Source organism: Methanosarcina subterranea, assembly GCF_055385895.1.
The window spans coordinates 224,615-244,814 of the sequence record NZ_AP042426.1; the positions used below are offsets into that span (position 1 = coordinate 224,615).

Here is a 20,200-nt window from a genome sequence, read left to right on the forward strand (position 1 = left end):
GGGTCCAGCTGACTGCTTCTCTGATATATGAAGTAGAAGACTCCCTGATTCTCGAAAATATCTTGCCTTATCTGTTTTAGGATTTGGCATTTAAATTCGTTTCTTACCTTCCTTTTTACCGTTTTCCCATAAGAAGAACTGTTATTTTTCCCTGAATGTAGCATTTATAAATGGGGATCAGTTAGGGAGTGAAAATCTTGAGGGTCATTGTTGATATAGGGCATCCAGCCCACGTTCATTTTTTTAAAAATACTATCTGGAGTCTTGAAAAAAAAGGACACCAGGTTATGGTTGTCTCAAGGGATAAAGATGTTGTAATAGAATTATTAGATGCCTATAAAATCCCGCATACAGTGTTAAGTACGGTTAAACAGGGCAAGGTTCACCTTTTTGAAGAACTGTTCATAAGAGAGTGTAAACTTTATAATATCGCCCGCCAGTTTAATCCAGATCTCATTATGGGCATTCTTTCTCCTCCTGTTGCTCATGTTGCATGGGCACTGGGTAAAAAGTCCATAATTTTTAATGACACTGAACATGCAGAAATAGCTCAGAAAGCTACCTATCCGTTTTGTGACATTATCTGTACGCCTACATCCTTTCAAAATGATGCCGGAAAAAAGCAGATCAAGTACAGTGGTTATCATGAACTGGCATATCTTCATCCCGCCTATTTCTCTCCGAATCCTGAGGTCTTGCGGGAACTCGGTGTGGAGGTTGGCGAACCTTTCGTAATCCTGCGTTTTATTTCATGGGGAGCACACCATGATGTAGGACAGCATGGGATTAATAATAAGATTGCACTTATTCAGGAACTTGAAAAATTCGGGAAGGTCTTCATTTCTTCCGAAGGAAAACTGGCAGAAGAATTTGACCGGTATAGAATCCGAGTTCCTCCAGAAAAAATCCATAGCCTACTTTATTATGCTACACTATGCGTCGGTGAGGGAGCAACTATGGCTGTCGAAAGCGCAATCCTTGGAACCCCCTCTATATATGTCTCCTCTCTTGCGGGAACCATGGGAAACTTTTCGGAACTCGAGCAGAAATATAGTCTGCTTTTCAATTACAGCGACTCGGAAGCTGCCCTGATAAAGGCTGTAGAACTTCTCAAGGATCCTGGGCTTAAGAATACCTGGAGCTTCAAGAGAGACGTCCTTCTCAGGGATAAAATCAACGTAACAGAATTCATGGTAAGCCTCATAGAAGGGCTTCCTGGAAAAAAGTCCGGGATTTCCGTATCCACGGTTTCGGATGAGAGCTATGCATGATTTACTGAAGCAAAAAGCGGAATTATGGGATCTTTTTTCCCGAAAAGAAGAGTATTCGTCCGAAAAGCTCGATGACCACGGGCGCTTCCTTTTCGCTGAGAAAGATCTCCGAAATGCCTCTGAGCCTGAGGTCTCCAGATATCTGATAGAACAGGGGATGGAAGTTGAATTCCCGGAAAACAAAACCTTTGCTGTATGTTTAACCCATGATATGGATGATATTTATCCTCCTCTTTCCCACAGCCTGCTGTCCTCAGCCTGCTGCCTGAAAAGTCTGGATTTCCGGGGTTCGGTAGCTCAGTTTCTCTGGAAGTTTCGGGGACCTGAGCACTCGCCTTACCTTAATTTTTCCGAAATCATGGATCTTGAGGCAGGTTTTGGAGCAAAGTCTTCTTTTTACTTCATTGCCAGCAGAGAAGACCCTAAAAGGTTCAGATATGACATAGAGGATGTAGAAAGCTATGTGGGGGAAGTTTCTGATAGAGGGTGGGAAGCTGGTCTGCATGGCGGCTACTATTCATATGACAACCCTGAAGCGTTAAAAAATGAGAAAGAAAGGCTCGAAAAAGTCCTGGGTAAAAAAGTCCTGGGTTTTCGCAACCATTACCTCAGGTTCAAAACTCCGGAAACCTGGGAACTGCTGGCAGATGCTGGTTTCGGCTACGATTCAACTTTTGGATACAGTGATTCCGTTGGCTTCAGAAACGGCATGTGCCACCCTTTCAGACCATATAACCTGAACAAAAACCGGGAGATAAACATCCTGGAAATTCCACTTACTGTAATGGATGTCGCTCTTTTCAAAGTTCCCAGGTCTTTTGAGGAAGCCTGGAGATGCACAAAGGATCTGATAGATACAACAGCAAGGTTCAATGGAGTTATTACCCTGCTGTGGCATAATTTCGTTTTCGGGTGCAGCTTCCGAAAAGACTGGATTAAACTCTACGAAAAAGCATTGCAGTACTGTTCCGATAAAGGTGCATGGATGACAAGCGGAGAAGAGATTTACAGGTGGTGGGAGAATAAATTCTGATCCTAAAAGGAATTATCTGCTGATTACACCTGCAAGGAATGAAGAAGAAAACCTGCCTGATGTTTCCAAATCTGTAATAGGGCAGGAAGTAATACCTGCACTATGGATTATAGTGGACGATGGAAGTACGGATGAGACACCTCGCATTCTCGAAGAGCTGAAGGCAAAATACTCCTGGATTCGCAGCATAAGGCTCCCTCCAAGACCAAGGGATATAACCTTTCACTATAGCTATGTCTGCAAACAGGGATTTGATCATGCACTGGAATACTGCAGGGAAAATAGCATTGAATACGAATACATAAGCCTTCTTGATGCCGATACCGTACTGGAGGGAAACTATTTTGGAAAATTAATAGGTGAATTCGAAAAAGATTCCTCTGTAGGGATTGCAAGCGGAGGAGTTTACTATGACGTTGGCGGTAAGCTTTCACGAGAAGTGTCAGATAAAAATCTGCCCCGAGGTACAGGAAGGCTCTGGAGAAAATCCTGTTTCTTCGAGACTGAAGGCTATCAAGTGGAACCTTCCCCTGATTCCATCTCCAATACTAAAGCCCTCCTTCGGGGCTGGCAGCTAAGGCAGTATGCAGACGTGATTGAAGTCCAGAAACGAAAAACGAGCGCAGGAGAGGGGCTCTGGAAGGGGTATGTCAAAAACGGCTGGATGGCTTATTACGTGGACAAAAACCTACCTATGGTACTGTTTAATACGCTTTATTATTCCCTGAAGTCTCCACATTACACAGGAATTGCATATCTCTACGGATATCTCAATTCGGCCATTAAAAGGGAGAAAAAAATCAAGGATAAGGAAATAAAAGCTTACTACAAAAACCAGAATATGGGGCTGCTATTTTCCAGAGTTTCGGGAGTTTTAAGCCGCAACTCTACAGATACCAGGCAGGAAGAAAAATGAATACTCTAAAATATTTTATGAGAGTTATGTATTATAGGTGACGTTATGAAGGTTCTCTTTCTGGACATAGTGTGGCCTCTTTACCTGGCTGATGGTTCGCTTATCCACAGGCATGAGCTTGTAAGCAACCTGGCAGGGCTAGACAACGAAATCCATATCTTCACTACTGATATCTCCACACTTTCGCACATGGACAATATCCGCTGCCATTATATACGCCCTGGAAGCCTGCTTACCCTCACAATCAATTATTTCCGGAGCTCTGCACATCTGGTCGGTTCCGAAACTTTTGATGTGCTCTATACAAGAAATCCGAATTTCGGTTTCCTTGCCGGGCTTTTCTGCAAAGGCAGGTGCAAAGCGCTGGTTTATGAATTAAATGGAATCCCTGAGGATGAAAGCAGCCTTATCAAATCCAGATGCAGTAAAGAGAACTCTTTGCAGGAGGGAAAAATGATAAATTTATCCCGGTATTTTTCTTCTGCAAAAGCCAGGTTAAAGGTTTCGGTTCTGAAAAAAGCTCTTGGTCTTTCGGATAAGATAATCGCAGTAACGCCTGGGATAAAAGCGAATATCGAGAGTGCTTACAGCATTCCTGGAAATAAAATAACCGTGGTACCCAACGGAGCAAATACCTCCCTGTTCAAACCTCTCGGGCAGGGTGAATGCAGAAATGATCTCGGGCTTGACCCGAAAACTCCCTATATCTGTTTTGTGGGAAACCTTGCTCCCTGGCAGGGAGTCGAATATCTGGTAAAGGCAGCTCCCTCAATACTTTCCGGATTCCCTGAGTGCCGTTTCCTTATTGTCGGCGACGGGGTTATGAAAAATGAGCTGCTTAACCTTTCAAGAGAACTAGGGGTTGCAGACAGATTTATTTTTACAGGCGTGGTTGCCTACGATCGTGTGCCTGCGTACATCAATGCAAGCGATATCTGTGCTGCTCCCTTTATCCTCGCAAGAAACGCAAAAATCGGGCTCTCCCCTCTGAAATTATATGAGTATATGGCCTGCGGAAAGCCGGTTGTTGCAAGTGCGATCAGTGGGGTTGCTGATGTACTCGAGGCTTCGGAAGGAGGAATTCCTGTCTCTCCGGAAAACCCGGAGGCCCTTGCAGAAGCTATTTCAAAATTGCTTGAAAATCAGGAATTGAGAGCGAAAATGGGCTCAAAAGGTTTAAGTTATGTTACTGAAAATTACAGCTGGCACAGTGTTGCGAAACAGGTAGACGGGGTCTGTAAATCAGGACTCAAGGGCTGAATGCCCGGAATCTGTCTTTCTACTACTACTATAATTTATCAAAGCTACGAATTAGTGTCTGTCAAACGGGGCTTAAAATGGACGAAATTGAAGTCAGAGAATTATTGCCATCTGAATACAAAGAATGGGATCTGCTTGTGGAAAAAGCTCAACCCGGTACGCTCTTTCACACAAGTGACTGGCTGGGAATCTGTAGGGACGTCCTTTCCAGAGACTTAAAGATTTATGGTTGTTTCAGAAACGGTGAGCTTGTGGGCGGATGCCCCACTTTCATTAAGAACATTAAAGGCATGCTGAAAATAGCATCTTCGACCTGCAATATGACTGACTATTGCGGCCCCCTTATAAAAGAGGGAGCCAGCTCTAAAGCCAGCAAACGTATGCAGGACACGCATGAGATTCTAGGGGCTCTCAGGGAATTCCTCTGCAAGCAGGGATTCGATAGCATTCATCTAACACTCGCCCCAGGGCTCGAGGATGTAAGACCTTTTACCTGGAAAGGGTGGGATTCGAGTGTGCGCTATACTCACCACCTGAAACTCAACGAAAACGTAGACAGTAACCTCTCAAGGAAAATCCGGAGAGAACTTAAGAGCGCAGAAGAGGCAGGGCTTAAAACGAAAGTCTCGAATGATCCTGAAACCTACCACCGCCTGCTTTCCCTTGTCTATGAGAAACAAAATCTGGAACCCCCTCTTCCAAGAGAATTCTTTGAAAGGGTATTTAAATTAATCCAGGAAAAAGATGTTGGTTACATGTTTGTCTCAGAGACTCCTGAAGGAGAAGCAGTTGCAGCCCACCTTAACCTGTACGGTAAGAAATGCGCAATTACCTGGTCCTCAGCCCTGAACCCTGAATTTGGCAGAATGGGTCCCAATGCACTTCTGTATTATAATGAGTTCCTTGGCCTGAAGTCCAGAAATTTCGAATATATGAACGTAATGGCAGCAAACATCCCAAGATTTACGGACTTTATCATGGGTTTTTCCCCGGAGCTTGTCCCTTATTATACAGTAACCCTGCGCAGTAAGAAGTATTCCCTCGCCAGGACATTATACCAGATTACACATGAAGATACTGAATGATTGAAAAACAGGGAGCTTACTTACAGAAGCCGGGTTAGTTAAAAAGATTTAAAAAAACCGAAATCGGAATCTTTTCCGAAATCGGAATTTAACTTTAAGGCGGGAAGTCCCCTTCCTCGGAGGGCGCAGCCCGACAGGTGGAGGATGAAAGCCGTCAACTTCTACAAAACAACAGTAGCATAATCATTTATACTTATAGTTACGTCGATATAGTGATAACTATGCAGTATAAACTGGATCGTAGAAGCCATTCTGTATATTCACTCCATTATCATTTCGTTCAGTGTGTGAAACATAGAAGAAAGGCTCTAACGAATCCGCTAATTATTGATTTTCTCAAAACTAAAATCCATAACATAAGTGAAACTTTCGATGTTGAAGTACTGAATATTGAGTGTGATAAAGACTACTTTCACTTATTATTCACAGCAAAACCTTCTCTTGATATTCCAAAGTACATCAACACCATTAAAACCATAACTTCAAGGGAGATTCGTAAAAACTTCCCTGAAGTAAAGACTATGCTATGGAAAGATATGTTCTGGTCAAGATCGTATTTTATAGCATCGACAGGGCAAGTAACCCTAGACGTACTTAAAGAATATGTGGAGAATCAAGGCAAATATGCATCTGACGAAGGAGATCAAGATCAATCCAACTGAAGAACAGGTAGATGTTCTCTGGCAATTATCTGAACAGTGTAGATGCCTCTATAATTCTGCCTTAGCCGAAAGAAAAGAAGCATGGGAAACTGAACAGAAGAGTGTAAAATATGTAGAACAGCAGAATCAGCTTCCAATGTTGAAAGAGAAATTTCCACAGTACAATATAGTGTATTCCAAAGTACTGCAATCAGTCCTGAAAAAGCTTGATGCTAATTACAAATCATTCCATTGGTCATCGGTTAAGAACTTATTTCCGTCTCCCAATAGTGTTTTCTATTTCACCTTTTTCATTAAAACCATTTTTCTCTGAACCTTTCTCTATTTACATGTGGATCCAATGCTTGACTTTCATATACACTCATTATCGTTTCAAAAGTTCTTTGAATTCCACATCTATTCAGAATTACTGTCAACAAATCTGATGCATTCTCTGCAAATATTGTGCTCCAACGTAACTGTGTATATTGAGCCATTTTTTCAGGATGAGCAGTATTGTTCTTTACAAGAGAATAAATCCTTCTACTAACGATTAATGTTAACATTGCTGTCCAGATTAGAGCTTCAATTACCTGTTCATTCTTTGTTTCAAGAACGTCAAGAGCGTATTTGCTTTTTAACTCCTTGAAAAGTAGTTCTATGTCCCACCTTGCTCCATATAATTTTGCAATGTCTTTTGCATTCAAAACATCTTTCTGAATATTTGTGATATATATGTGATGCTTTTCGTCCTCATCATTATATACCGCAACAAGACGTACTTTCATCTCATCCTGTTTTTGTTTGCATTTATATGCTCTTCTTTTGAATGCTATTTTTACAACAGCATCAAGATCTTTTCCAGAAAGTTGTTTAATACACTCACTAACAGGTTTTCCAGCGAACTCTTTGCTTTTTGTCTTAGAAAGTCCTTCTTCAACAGAAACAAGAACAGGATCCATATTCTTCCTTATTCTTGAAACAAAATATCCTCCGTTTTCCTCAACTCTTGCAAACATTTGAGTTTTGTAAAAACCAAGATCAACAAGAAGAATACGGTCTTTAATCCAGGGACCTATTTTCAATGTTTTTATTTCAGCTGTTTTTTCAGAGTACAGAGCAACGGTTTTAGGTCCGTTAGCAACTGCACTTACCATAACTCCTACTTTTACTCCAGCAGCTACATTTCTTGCTCTTGCTGCTGGAAACTTGTCTGATAAAGAGGAGTGAAGACGAACAATTGTGCTGTCCTGAATAAGAACATCCTGGAAGTCTTCGAGTTTTTTGCTAAGTTTTCTTCCAGGATCTTTTGCAAGTTCTTCTATACCGTGAATTACACACTGATGGAGGAACTCAACAAGTTCTGGAGTGAATCGATAGTACCAACTGCTGTCGCTAAGGGTTTTATTTGATTCTTTTTCATAGTCTCTTTTCAAACTGGCAAGTGTACGCTGTAAGCGTACACCAAAACCAAGAGTTAAAACCCAAAAAATGATGACAGGGTCAATTTTACGCTCACGTACTATTAGATCAGTTTCTTTAGCAGTCTGCCTTAACCATTCTTCGGGAAACATTTCCCGAAGAGAGTCTTCAAGAGTAGGTGGGGGACGAGGAGACATAGATGCACTAATATTTAGATTATTAATATAAAAACACATACAAGAGTAACTATCTAACGCTTAACCGATGACGCATGAAGTCTACTCAGATTAAAGATTTTCAGCATAAGCTTTCTAAAACCATGATTGAGAACACAAGATCTAATACAATAATTGTTGGTGATCTTAACGTAAAAAACATGGCTCAAACAAAGAAAGTAACTGGAAAAAGAAAACGTTCTCAGAACAGGTCTACTCAAAATCAAGGATACCTTTCTCGCTTTATCGAATTCTTGACCTACAAAGCAGAGCTTGCAGGTAAAAAAGTAATAAGAATTGATGAAGCTTATACATCAAAAGAGTGCTGTGTCTGTAGAAAAAGACATGCTATGCCTCTTTGGGAAAGAACTATGAAATGTGATTGTGGAAACGTAATTGATAGGGATAGAAATAGTGCTATCAACATCATGAAACGGTTCTTATCACAAAATGCTTTGTGGACAAGCTATCAGAAGTTTTCTGATAATCTTCGACAAACAGGATTACAGATGGATAATTGCATTACTGCAAATATCCAAGTGACGTAATTACTCGAAGGAAGCTCCGTCCTCGCCATCAGGTAGGGCGGGGTAGTTCACTTATTTCTTGTGTAAAGGCCTGTATTGTGTTTCTACAAGCTTATGAAAATTATTTTTTTTCCCATACTTTCTTTTTTCTCAGGTCTTTCTTTCTTAAAGGTTTTGTAGAGGTTCTTAAGGCGGTTAACTTATACTTGATTCTATTTTCTGAGAAGGAGATTTATTTTTCCTTCTCAGCTTCTATTTTTTACGTTTATAATAAAGGCTGAGAACATTTTTCTGAACATAGGATCGTCATGAAGGGTTATTGCGTAATATATGCCTGTTAAGACCACGGCTGCAAATAGTATTATGTAAAAGTTTGAAAAAATCATTTCTATCATAATTAATGGAGCTGAAACGACGAGGCCTATTGTCGCATATCTTACAAGAGTCCCAATGCTTTCTTTCTTGCTAATTCCTGCAAGGCCCAGCAGGTATGCATTGTTCCAGAGCCAGAACACAATTCCTGTAAAACTGTACAGGGCAAGAGCGAACTCAGGGCCTCCATAAGTTCCCCCTATGAATAGTGCTACTACCCTTGAGACAAGGAGAACTATACTGAAGATGAGCCAGACTGTCTGTTTTTCAAATACGTTGTAGAGAGTTGAGATCGGTGAAGAAAGAAAGACAAGGAATATCCAGGGCACAAGGATCCTTACATATGTACCCGAAATACCCCACTCTTCCCCGAAAGCAAATGTGAAGATCTGTTCCCCGAGAATTATCAGGAGTATCATAGGGAAGAGTCCTATTGAAATAAGCTTTTTATAAACTTCTCCAACTATAACCTTCATATCTCCTTCTCCATTCCCGTTCTTAACTTCGCTTACTTTCTGGAAAAAGACCTGTCCTATAGCACTACCTACAATTCCCATTGGCAGGTTTACAACCTGGTTTGCAAGTGAAAAATGCCCTACAACCGATGTACTATAGAAATATGCGAGCAAAAAGGCAGGAACCTGTGGAGAAATAGTATTTGCGATAGATGACCAGGAACTGAATAACGGAAATTTTTTGTATTGAATAGCTACCTCTTTCATTCTTTTTATTGAGACCTTTTTGAAAACCTGAATATCTTTTTTTATGCCTTTAAGCATGAAAAGGTCTGCAAATAAATATCCTGCAATGAAGCCCCCTATCAGGCCTAATGGGGTAATACTCCATTTCCCAAACCCTATTTGAAATGCCTTTGACGTTAAGGTATTCGAAACTCTGGACCCTGCAATGACTCCGAACCGGGTTTTTCTTGAAAGCCAGTAGTTTTGCACAAAAAACATTCCGTTAAGGAATATTATCAGTGGAAGGAGAGGTAAGTATTTCGAAACTCCAGGAGTGTTAAAAATATTAATATCTTCCGGAACAAATAAGATTGCGATGCCTGTCAGTAAGGATACAACAGTTACCAGTACTGTGCATACAGAGGCAACATTTGCAGCGTCCTCCTCTGTTTTTGGCAGCATGATCGCAAATTGATACGAAAAAGTAGAAACTATCACAAGTATGCCTGAAATTGACATGAATATCTGAAAAATCCCAAAATCAGATGGATTATAAATTCTTGTGACTATGGGTATGAGAAGTATGCCCAGAATCTGTGCGGTAACACTTCCTGATACAAGTTTTAGTACATTCGTTATAAAGTTTGACATGGGGTTTCCAACTTTGAAATATATTAATTCAGTTTTAGTCGTGGATAGGGGTTTTCACTCAGGCGATTTATATAATAGTTTCCAATGAATTTTTATCTTTGTACTTCTTTACTTTCTTTAAGATAAGCAAGTACCTCTGAATTATCATATACCAGTGAATATTCCGGAGCTTCAAAGCTTTTGAAGAAATCTGCTGGTAATGGCTGGATTGTGTTTACCCCATATCTATTCGGGTCATTTATGGATATTGGTTCCTTAAGAGCTGATCTTCTCAGCAATATCATACTATCGCCGTTGATTTCTCTCGACTCAATCTGGTGTGTATCGAAATATGTTGCGTTATTTGCATCGTATCCCGAATCCCTGTAAAAAAGACAGCTGTCATAGGGAGAATCCATCAGGATATTTCCTGAATACACTCCAGATAATGTTTTCACAGCCTGGATTTCAATGTTTTTGAACTGGTTTCTTACAGTTGTCTCTTTTCCTACAAGAGGGTTGTCTTTATTAATTCCTGGAGTGGTCACCATTACAAACGAAAAAAGCAGCAGTATAATGAAGACCGCAGGAATTTTCGCTTTTTTAGAGTTGAACAGGCTTACCAGTTTTAATATATATGAGGCAGCTACCAGTACCAGAAATGCTGCTATTAGTGGGAACCACCTGCTTGTAAGAAAATTTCTCATGCCCAGTAAAGGAATCCCGTAGGCAAGGCTATACAAAATTACAACAACCAGGGCAATTGAGAACTTATCTATTTTTTCGGCGTCCCTGCGGGAAAACCATGTCAGAACCCCTCCTATTGCAAAGAAAGGCAGGGCAAGATAGCTTATATGAAGTATCAGTGTTTCCAGTGAGTCCTGATTGGTTACAGTCCCAACAATAAGCTCATCACTCGAGTAGCTGGACCCCGCCTGAAGTACGTCTATAAGAGGTTTGAAAATCATTTCAAAAAAGGAGGTATCCGGAGTGACATATGTGAACATCCAATAGGTCTGCAGACTAATCACAAAAAAGAGGATATAGTTAAAACTGGCTACTGCAGTGGGTGAACTTCCATAAAGCAGGTTATGCAGGTATTTTCCTGCAAAGATTGAAACTAAAGCCAGAAAAACCACAAAAGTTGTCAACTGGTGGGTCAATATCATTAGAATTGTAGCAATGAGAAGAAGCCCTGCATGCACCAGGCCCGGTTTCTCGCTGAAGATTGCATAGAGGATAATTATAAAGTAGCAAAGAACAAGGGAACCCGGGGTTATGTTTGTAATTCCAGTGACGATATTATGATTATTCAGGTTTATTAATAAAGCAGCAAGCAAGCCCATCTGAGGGCCTTCAAGTTTCTTCCCGATGAGGTAAATCCCAGCCGTGCTGAAAATATTGGCAAACCCTATAGAGTAGAAGAAGCCGTCCTTGATATCCAGGCCGCCCATGAGCTGGGTCATAGAGACAAAAATGTGGGCAAGCGGATAATAAAAATATTTGCTGCTGATCTCAATTGGAGGAACGATCCCTGTATCAGTAATTAGTTTTGCCATACCGGCATGAAAATAAGCGTCATAGCCCATGAGGCTTGGAAAATTATAATAGATTCCGGCTCTTATCAGGATTGAGAGCAGAAATATCTGCAGCAGAATAGGAGCTACCCTATCTCCTTTTCTTATGTACAGGATCTCCGAGGCTATAATCCCTGCAAGTACACATATCAGTATAAAATAAGATATGGGTCTATAATACAGGTTTACGCTATATATGAATATACTTATAAGGAATATGAGATAGAAGGAAAGGCCGAGTACATTTTTTAACCTGTCTTTTCCTGGAGATATCGGTGCCTCGCTCTTAAATTTTTTTCTGAACACAATATATATCAAACAGGCAGAAAGGACAGCAATTCCGATATCCTGCTGGTTCAAGTTGATCAGGTAATATAAAGACACAATAAGTACACCTAAATTGAATCCCATGACACTGAGAATCACGTCAAGGTTTCCGGTAAACTTCTCTTTACACTTTTTTATGATTTCCATATGACCAACAACATAATAACTTTCTTTAGGATTATATAGTTTCCCGATGAAGCATTTTTCTTTCACACATTTAAACTATCCTTTTTATCGGACTGCGGTTTTTTACCTTTCATTTTAAAGCCCTGGTCATCTGTTTTTCTCTTCTTTATCTTCCAATCAGCCCTCTTCTTTTTTGATTGAAGTCTTTTGGCTTTCTAAGTTCCAGAAAGTTTCAGAATAATCCCTACAAATATCCCTAAAGATTGTATTCTTTATTCCACCAGTCGCAGATCTGAGCTCCCGGGGCCATCCATGCATCTTTCTCGGAGCAGTACTGCAGAAGCTTTTTATAAAATTCCAGGTATTCGCCCTGCATATAAGTATTATGCCAGAGAACCGTAAGCACTCCTCTATAGCGTTCAACAGTAAGGATTAACTGTTCCGTAAGAGACCATGCCTGCTTGAAATCCAGACGCATCTGACTGTGAAAGAGAGTGGTGTCCATTATGGTCAGCGGGAGCTCCAGGATTTCTATTTCTTTTCCGGTTTTAAGGTTATATGGTCTGAAAGGGTGGCACATGCCGTTTCTGAAGCCTGCGCAATCATGATATCCAAAAGTTGAATCGTAGCCGAAACCCGCATCTGCCAGCAGTTCCCAGGTTTCCGGAGTTTTGAACCTGAGATAATGGTTTCTGTATCCTATCACTTCTTTCCTGAGGACCCTTTCCAGTTTTCGTTTTTTATTTTTTATTTCAGCCGGATTATTATAGGCTTCATGCCCGCCGTGGAGTCCCACTTCCCATCCTTCGTCCGAAATACGGCTAAGTTCTCCTTCAAGTTCTTCAATGCTGAAGGTAAAATCTTCATTTTCCGGATCAAGGGTGAGAAAATAGAATGTAGATTTTGCCCCGTACTTTTCTTCAAGCTCCATTATCCGCCTGAAATTCCATAAAGGGCTCCATGTTTTATTTATTCTTGAAAACGGGAGCATGGAGGCTTCTGCAAACTGGCCTCTTTTAAGAGCTTTTACAGTTCTTGCTGCAGTGTTCAACATGCCAGTATATACAAAATCAATATCGTGAGTAAGACATATCGCAAATTTTTTCCCTTCCGGGTATTCCGGGCTCAACCCGCTCTTCAGCAAAAACTCCGAAACCTCAGGCTCAAAAACATTTCTTTGCCTGCTCAGGTAGTAAGGAAACCTTCCGTACTTATCCAGCAGAGCAGGATCATATTCCTCTTTTTTTGTAAATAAATCCCATAAATCTTTATTTTGCTCTACTTTCTTAAGCACTTCATCAGCCTCACAGTTGTTGTTTGCCTCTTTCTTTTATCTGCGTAGTTGCTTTTGCAAACAAAGGCAGTTTCATTGCTGATTCCTGGATGACTTCATCTGGCTGCAATTTCATATCTCAACCATTTTTTCTTCCTTGTATGATTTGATTGCAGCTAAAGCCACTTCCAGAGCATGCTTCCCTTCTTCTCCTGAAGGCATCGGGCAGGTCCCGCTCCTGGCACAGAAGATAAAATGAGATAGCTCTTTCTGCAAGGGTTCGGCTTTTTCTACCCTGGCTTTCTGGACCCATCCATTATCGTGAAGTTCCACACTCTGGTCAAGATAGTCCAGATATGCAACACCTTTCAAACCAACAGCTGTAAGTTTCCGTATTTTATGAGGGGTTAGCCAGTTTGTTTCCACAAGCCCTGAGTATGCATGGTTCAAGCGCAGGTGAATGGTTGCGTGATCTTCAAAAGAATGAATATCCGAGCCTGCTACGGCATAAACCTGGTTTATCTTCATTCCGTAGATGCAGGAGATTATATCTATGTCATGGACTCCAATATCCAGAATTACCCCAACGTCCCTTATTCTTGGATTGTAGGGGCCAACTCTTCTGGTTGAGACAGAAACGATTTTTCCCAGAGCTCCTGAGTCAACGATCTCTTTTAATTTCAGGACCGCAGGGTTAAATCTCTCTATATGCCCTACCATCAGATGCCTGTCCGTCTCTTCAGCAGATTCTATCATTGCAGTTGCATTTTCCACACTGTCTGCAATAGGTTTTTCGACAAGCACATCTACCCCTGCTTCAAGAGCATCAAGCACTATGGGGCAATGAAGGGTAGTAGGAGCTGCAATACTGATTGCGTCAAGTTTTGTTTTCTCGAACATTTTTTTATGGTCTGCAAAAGGCAGTGTATTGTATCTTGCTGCAATCTCTTTAATCCTTGAAATATTGGGATCCGAAATTCCTGCAAGTTTTACATCTTCCATTTCACTATAGATCCTGACATGGTTCTCCCCCATGTAACCGGTTCCAACCACTCCTACGCGTATCAATTCTTTTACCCCCGCAATAATCTATCAGACGTTTTCCCCTTAATTTGTCTGATATCCTGCAAAAACAGGATACTTTAACATAGGTAGTATACTATCAATAAATTGAAGGCTCATCTCGCAAAGTAAGGCCTTAAGTTTTTATTGCTTTTTCAGATCGGCCCCAATTCCGTTTTCCATATTTTTTCCTTTCATTTTATGGAAGCCTTCCAGAACACAGATAAGTTAAAGCCTCAAATTCCTCTTTCCCCAATTGACAGTTTATGGTTTCACCATTATGTCGTTTCCCTTTAAATGAATAAATATCCTTAGAATATAAGTCTTAGCCTTGCATCAATATCTTTTGTCAGTAATCTCTGATTACGTGCACATACTGAACTCGTCTGTTTCATTTTTTATAGCCGATTGACATTTTTCATATTTTACTTGAATCCTTCTGAACTGGAGAAGTTCCTTACTGATTCATACGCTCTCAGGACAGGGCTAACGGGTGCGCTTTTTTACTACTATACTCAATGTCCTCTTAGCTCTATATTTTTATTATACCCGAATGGATAAATAAACACCCTGTGAATACATTATTTTCTTAATGGATACTTCATTAGACCCAAAAGCTTTTTTTAAAGTACTTACTTTCCCCTTTTTCCTTCCACCAGCAGCTATACCATTTTTTATAATTGATCATTGCCTGTATGGTGCTTTTCTCTTGCTCACTTGCTCAGACCGGTTAAATCCCTCCTGTACTGGTCCCTGAGAGCTATGCTGGGCAGGTAACTGCAGGTAACTGAGTCGGGGCGTATAACTGTGATTTATGATCTTATACTTCATACCAATCATTCTATAGTTTCTCTCCAGGCTGCTTTATCTTTGGAGAAATCGACTTCAAATCAACATTTCTTCATTTTTATAGAATTGGCGCATTTTTTACATTTGCTGTTAAGATGTAAACTATAATGGATTAACTCGCTCTTATCGCTAATCTGCTATTAAAAAAGCTTTTTTTTTAAATATTTAGAAAATATGCCCTGTTTTTCTAATATTCTCGAGATCCGAAAACCGGAATAAAGGAAATTATAATTCTTGCTTATATATCAGTAACTCTCTATTTAATAAGGAAGCATTCTCGTAAGTTATCAATATTTTAACAGATTTTTTTCAGTCATATGTTAACTCTATATATATCTTCTTCTAATTATTTTTTAAATGATAGCCTTTAATATTTTTGCATTTATACACATACAGGGGGTTATAGTATAATGCATATTCATAGGGGGGTGGAGAGGGTTTGTATTCAGCCCTTACACTTTGTCTTAATTCTCTAATTTCCGATCCTATCAGTATAGTCTCATCGCAATCTCAACTTTCCGATAGACCTCTAAGACACGAGTTTACGGTCTTGATTCCAGCTCAAAACGAGGAGGCTTCCATCGGGAGTAAGGTCTTGCTTGCGGCAAGTTACGCAGACCGGGTACTTGTGCTTGACAAAGGTTCTACTGACCGAACTATGGAAGTGGCAGCTCTGGGAGGGGCAAGAGTAGTCCCTTTGGCGGGAGGAGAAGAGGCATTGCTCAAAATCCTTTACAGGGCATCTCTTGATTCAGAGCTTGTGGTTCTTATATATCCCGAATGTATGCAGGATATAGATCTGCTTTCTCATGTTCTCGAACCGCTAAGGCAGGGATTTGATATGTCTGTAGGTTCCTGGCCCTGCCGCGTTTCCTGTGAACAGGAGACGGTTATGCTTCTGAACGGGAAAAACACTTTCAAAGAGAAAATAGGCTTTCTTGCCGTAACCTCAAGGTCACTTCAGAATATTAGCTCAGGCAAAGAGCATCTATCTTTAAAATCTTTGCTCTCTGCCGCGAAAACCGAAAACCTTAAAGTTAATTATCTGAGCTTTGACGTTGATCCTGCTTTTCGGAAGCTTGAAAGCACTCGTATAGGAGTTGTAATACCTGCTTATAACGAAGAACTGCTTATCGGTGAGACTCTTCGTGGGATTCCTGAGTATGTAGATAGGATCTATGTGATCGATGATGGTAGTACTGACCGGACTGGAGAAATCATAAAAAAATTCGGAGATCCGAGAATCGTCTATCTGCGCCACGAAGTGAATAAAGGTGTCGGGGCAGGGATAATTAACGGGTACAAGCTTGCTTTAAAAGACGAAATGGATATCATAGCAGTTATGGCTGGGGATAACCAGATGGACCCTGCCCAGCTTCCCAGGTTAATCTTTCCGATTATCGAGGGGTCGGCTGACTATACAAAGGGTAACAGGCTTCTCTCCGATAATTTTATGACCGGGATGAGCAGGTGGAGATCTTTTGGAAATCTTCTGCTGAGCTTTTTGACTAAAATAGGGAGTGGATACTGGCATATTATGGACCCCCAGAACGGGTATACAGCTATTTCCAGGCAGGCCCTCGAGGTTATCGACCTGGATTCAGTTTATCCTTATTATGGTTATTGTAATGACCTGCTGATCAAGCTCAATGCTTTTGGAATGAGGGTTATGGATGTAGTAATCCCTGCCCGTTACGGCAGAGAGAAGTCATCCATAAGATATAGCAAATACATCCGGAAGGTCTCACCCATGCTTTTCAGAGGTTTCCTCTGGAGGCTAAGAATCAAATATACGGTTCTGGATTTCCATCCCCTGGTTCTGTTCTACTTCCTTGGGATGCTTGCCCTACCTGTGAGTCTTCTCCTTGGTCTCTGGGGTTTCTTGCAGGTACTGCTTCAAAACCCGCTTCCGTCCTATTACCCACTCCTTGGTTTCCTGGTACTGGGTACTGGACTTCAAATGCTCCTGTTCGGAATGCTCTTTGATATGCAGGTTGAAAAGAAAAGGAATGAAAGAGTAGGACTTGCCCGTTAAGATCCGGAAGTTTTCCTTCTGGATCTTTTCTTATCTTTTTTACTTACAAAACTAGATGAGTCACTGTTGATTCGGCCTCCTTTAGCCTTGTTTTTAGTCTTATCTTTAATCCGACTCTTTTAGTCCGATTTTTTAACTCAACTCTTTTTCAATCAGGATTTTCTAATCCGGGCTATTTTTATTCATTCTCTTTTTTATCCATAAGCCGGCAAAAATCACAATTATCCCCATTCCCATAACTTCTGCAATGAAGGTTTGGGATAATTCGGGCTTGAATGAGCTTTCCAGCATTTTTATTAAATATTCAAGACCTGTGTAATCAATAGAATCCCTTGGAAAACTCCATCCAAGCAGAGGCCATAAGAAAGTTTGGGGTCGTCCCCATACCTGGTCTTCAAGGAGGTGGAAAAAAGAGCCAGAAGCAAGGGCAAATACCCTGGCATCCTTTCTCTTTTGATACAGGTAAATACCAGCAAGAGCGAGAAGGCAGCTGAACAACAGGGTATGACCTATCATGCGTCCATTTGCAAAAGTCGATGCGAATATTACTTTTCCTATTGGTTTATCTATCAGGTCAGGTAAAAGGGCTCCAATAGCAAGATACCTTAAATCTATTACGGATTTCAAACGAGGAATGAATATTCCGAGTCCGATAAATATCCCCAGCGTTATTCCCAGATGTCCGAAGAGAAGCATCGAAGGTTATAGAGGTCCTTCATTTATATCTAAATATTGTCTGTTATTTATATATTCTTCATTATAAGTTTTGCTGATTCTCTGATTATATCATTCACCTGTATACTCTATAGTAAGTTTGGGTCGCTGGTTTTTATCTTGCCATTCCGAACTGTAGAAAGCAATATAGTTTCTGTTTTCTACTTTGGCTTTTATAAGAAAACCGGTATTTTCATACTTTCCACTGGTATACTCCTGTACAAGCTCTGTTACGTCCAGTTCATAATACCTGTTATCAGGAAGAGTACTGCCCTTGATAGTTATTGTAGCGTATGGAGTACTCCCCTGAGAAACACCATTTTTATCGTACCAGTCTCCCCCGGGGTTCTGCCAGAGAGTGCCTGTTTCTCTTGCTTCCCATGTAACATGTTCCTCACACCATTTTTCCGGTCTGTACACTTCCAGAATAGTATCTTCCGGCCTGGCTTCGTCAGGGTAATACCAGAAAAAAGAAAGGGTTGCTTTTTCAATATCGTTCGTTCCACCCAGCTGGTTCAGTTCAAACAATATCACATCCCTGTACTTTCCGCCTTCTGACCTCTCTCCCAAATCCATGTATTCGGTTTCCCTGAATGTCGTGTTAGGAGACTCTTCTTTCAGCCTGTTGTCTGAGACAACTGACGGTAAGGCAGTTTTAAGGTTTTCATTATCCGATTCTCCCGAAGTGAAACTCAAAAAGATATTTCTCACAAACCTTACTATTTTTGAAATCATCCTTTCAATACCTGATTCAGGACCTTCTTCCTGTCCCGCATCCGTGTCATGCTCATCTATCTCATAAGGCAACTCTTGAGGCCCTGCTTGTAAAGCCTCTGCACAGGGCAGGTTCTCTGCTGAAGATCCTTTTTTATCCAGCTGTTCTACAAGTGCAGGGTCGGCTTGCATATCCGACTCAGAGCTAGCATACATATAGTTCCCACCTGCATTATTTAAGAGACAGTTATTTTGAAGGATAAAAGAATGAGTGTTTTCCAATTTGTTATAAAAAGCGTAACCTTCTCCGGCTGTAGAACTCGATTGGGTATTAATTATTATATTATTTCGTGCAATGGTTGTATATCCTGACCCTGTAGAGGAAAACTCGTTGTCCACCTCTTTATGGGCAATTGCCGCCCCGTAGCATCCGTCGAATATGTTGTTTTCTATAAGGGTATCGTAAAAACCGTTGAGAACTACACCCCCCGACCAGTCTGCACCGGGGTTAATACCGGTTTTGTAAAATTTATTATTGTGAATATAAACATCTTTTGCAGAGTCTTTTGAATACACGGACCCATAGCCCGTAATCCAGATTCCCGCTGCATTTGTTTCATATAACAGGTTGTTGTAGATTTCGATATCATTCATTACTGTTGAAGAACCTGCTTTCTGGATTTCAATCCCGGCTCCCCCTTCCCCTTCGGAATTGATAACGTTGTTATAGAATTTGACGTGATTTCCATTATATATCCTGAGCCCACTGTTTGTTCTGCATGTTATTTTGTTGTTCCATGCTTCCACATTTGAGGAATATATAACATAGAGAGCGTCATGCCCGAGTTTATATATGGTGTTATTATAGAACTGAATATTGGAACCTTTGACTACTTTCAGCCCATCCCCGTGGTTGTCATGCATATACATGTCATGAACCTGAATATTTTTGCAGTTAAGGAAATGGATCAGGTTGTAATACCCTTTTCCCCTGCCTTTTTCTTTATTTCCGTCATGATTCCCGTCAATTTCGAAACCTTTTACAGTAATATTCTGGCTTTCCGAGCTATCTATCTGGGTAATGAGTGGCTTCTCCAATGGCCAGTCTGCTTTGTCCTCAAGTTTTATCACAGCTGTGGAATCCCCTTCCAGCACCGTATCGCTCCCGATAAAAATGCTGCCCGAGATAACGTATGTTTTAGGGCCTTTCAAATGAACGGTTGTGAACTCCGGATTTTCTGCAACGTATGCGAGGGCTTTATTGATCTCTACCTGGTCGTCGGTCCCATCGCAGTTAAAGTCCCCACTCCCGTCGGTATTTACATAAACAGTCATTTCAGGAGAGGCAGATGAGAGGGTAACGGCTATACTTGAGATCAGAATAATAAGAATTAAGATCAGGATTCCTTTTTTCTTTTTTTCTCCCATCTTATGTATCCATTGATTTTCGTTCATTTTGTACCCCCAATAC

16 protein-coding genes are annotated in these 20,200 nt (G+C 40.8%); 9 read left to right on the plus strand and 7 right to left on the minus strand.

Going from position 1 to position 20,200, the window contains the following annotated elements; genetic code table 11:
* Positions 1 to 197 precede the first annotated feature (197 nt).
* From ACZ5A8_RS01020 to ACZ5A8_RS01050, 7 genes are all read left to right on the plus strand, one after another.
* Positions 198 to 1,271 (plus strand): DUF354 domain-containing protein, encoded by a 1,074-nt coding sequence (locus tag ACZ5A8_RS01020; protein WP_464531735.1) that lies wholly within the window; start codon positions 198 to 200, stop codon positions 1,269 to 1,271.
* Complete coding sequence (locus tag ACZ5A8_RS01025; protein ID WP_464531737.1) at positions 1,255 to 2,304, plus strand: polysaccharide deacetylase family protein; 1,050 nt, start codon at positions 1,255 to 1,257, stop codon at positions 2,302 to 2,304. The genes ACZ5A8_RS01020 and ACZ5A8_RS01025 overlap by 17 nt, the downstream gene beginning before the upstream one ends.
* Positions 2,305 to 2,326: 22 nt before the next feature.
* The gene (locus ACZ5A8_RS01030) at positions 2,327 to 3,220 is read left to right on the plus strand and encodes a glycosyltransferase family 2 protein (RefSeq protein ID WP_464533973.1); all 894 of its coding nucleotides are present in this window, start codon (positions 2,327 to 2,329) and stop codon (positions 3,218 to 3,220) included.
* 45 nt (positions 3,221 to 3,265) lie between these two features.
* Positions 3,266 to 4,480 carry a glycosyltransferase family 4 protein gene (locus ACZ5A8_RS01035; RefSeq protein WP_464531738.1) on the plus strand — a complete coding sequence of 405 codons (1,215 nt, stop codon included), beginning with the start codon at positions 3,266 to 3,268 and terminating at the stop codon, positions 4,478 to 4,480.
* Between the two features lie 77 nt (positions 4,481 to 4,557).
* Positions 4,558 to 5,565: a GNAT family N-acetyltransferase gene (locus ACZ5A8_RS01040; RefSeq protein ID WP_464531739.1), complete on the plus strand. Its 1,008-nt coding sequence runs from the start codon at positions 4,558 to 4,560 to the stop codon at positions 5,563 to 5,565.
* Positions 5,566 to 5,786: 221 nt separating this feature from the next.
* Complete coding sequence (tnpA, locus tag ACZ5A8_RS01045) at positions 5,787 to 6,227, plus strand: IS200/IS605 family transposase (protein WP_464533974.1); 441 nt, start codon at positions 5,787 to 5,789, stop codon at positions 6,225 to 6,227.
* On the plus strand, positions 6,190 to 6,540 hold the full coding sequence (locus ACZ5A8_RS01050) for a helix-turn-helix domain-containing protein (protein WP_464531740.1): 351 nt from the start codon (positions 6,190 to 6,192) through the stop codon (positions 6,538 to 6,540). The genes tnpA and ACZ5A8_RS01050 overlap by 38 nt, the downstream gene beginning before the upstream one ends.
* On the opposite strand, the gene ACZ5A8_RS01055 is transcribed toward ACZ5A8_RS01050, so the two are convergent.
* Positions 6,521 to 7,825: an IS4 family transposase gene (locus tag ACZ5A8_RS01055; RefSeq protein WP_464531742.1), complete on the minus strand. Its 1,305-nt coding sequence runs from the start codon at positions 7,823 to 7,825 to the stop codon at positions 6,521 to 6,523. The two genes, ACZ5A8_RS01050 and ACZ5A8_RS01055, sit on opposite strands and share 20 nt — an antisense overlap.
* Positions 7,826 to 7,899: 74 nt before the next feature.
* Here ACZ5A8_RS01055 and ACZ5A8_RS01060 point away from each other — a divergent pair, with 74 nt between their 5' ends.
* Positions 7,900 to 8,391 carry an RNA-guided endonuclease InsQ/TnpB family protein gene (locus ACZ5A8_RS01060; RefSeq protein ID WP_464531743.1) on the plus strand — a complete coding sequence of 164 codons (492 nt, stop codon included), beginning with the start codon at positions 7,900 to 7,902 and terminating at the stop codon, positions 8,389 to 8,391.
* Between the two features lie 224 nt (positions 8,392 to 8,615).
* Here ACZ5A8_RS01060 and ACZ5A8_RS01065 read toward each other — a convergent pair whose 3' ends face one another.
* From ACZ5A8_RS01065 to ACZ5A8_RS01080, 4 genes are all read right to left on the minus strand, one after another.
* Positions 8,616 to 10,073, minus strand: a complete 1,458-nt coding sequence (locus ACZ5A8_RS01065; RefSeq protein WP_464531744.1) for a lipopolysaccharide biosynthesis protein — start codon at positions 10,071 to 10,073, stop codon at positions 8,616 to 8,618.
* Between the two features lie 92 nt (positions 10,074 to 10,165).
* Positions 10,166 to 12,103, minus strand: coding sequence for a hypothetical protein (locus tag ACZ5A8_RS01070; RefSeq protein ID WP_464531745.1), 1,938 nt, complete (start codon positions 12,101 to 12,103; stop codon positions 10,166 to 10,168).
* Positions 12,104 to 12,338: 235 nt separating this feature from the next.
* Positions 12,339 to 13,376, minus strand: a complete 1,038-nt coding sequence (locus tag ACZ5A8_RS01075; RefSeq protein WP_464531747.1) for a polysaccharide deacetylase family protein — start codon at positions 13,374 to 13,376, stop codon at positions 12,339 to 12,341.
* A 111-nt stretch (positions 13,377 to 13,487) separates the two neighbouring features.
* Positions 13,488 to 14,423 carry a UDP-N-acetylglucosamine 3-dehydrogenase gene (locus ACZ5A8_RS01080; RefSeq protein WP_229387352.1) on the minus strand — a complete coding sequence of 312 codons (936 nt, stop codon included), beginning with the start codon at positions 14,421 to 14,423 and terminating at the stop codon, positions 13,488 to 13,490.
* A 1,282-nt stretch (positions 14,424 to 15,705) separates the two neighbouring features.
* On the opposite strand from ACZ5A8_RS01080, the gene ACZ5A8_RS01085 reads away from it, so the two are divergent.
* Positions 15,706 to 17,301, plus strand: a complete 1,596-nt coding sequence (locus ACZ5A8_RS01085; RefSeq protein WP_229387354.1) for a glycosyltransferase family 2 protein — start codon at positions 15,706 to 15,708, stop codon at positions 17,299 to 17,301.
* Positions 17,302 to 17,463: 162 nt separating this feature from the next.
* Here the strand turns inward: ACZ5A8_RS01085 and ACZ5A8_RS01090 are convergent, their stop codons facing one another.
* Positions 17,464 to 17,997: a metal-dependent hydrolase gene (locus ACZ5A8_RS01090; protein ID WP_464531748.1), complete on the minus strand. Its 534-nt coding sequence runs from the start codon at positions 17,995 to 17,997 to the stop codon at positions 17,464 to 17,466.
* Positions 17,998 to 18,087: 90 nt separating this feature from the next.
* Positions 18,088 to 20,184 (minus strand): disaggregatase related repeat-containing protein, encoded by a 2,097-nt coding sequence (locus ACZ5A8_RS01095; RefSeq protein WP_464531750.1) that lies wholly within the window; start codon positions 20,182 to 20,184, stop codon positions 18,088 to 18,090.
* Positions 20,185 to 20,200: the final 16 nt, after the last annotated feature.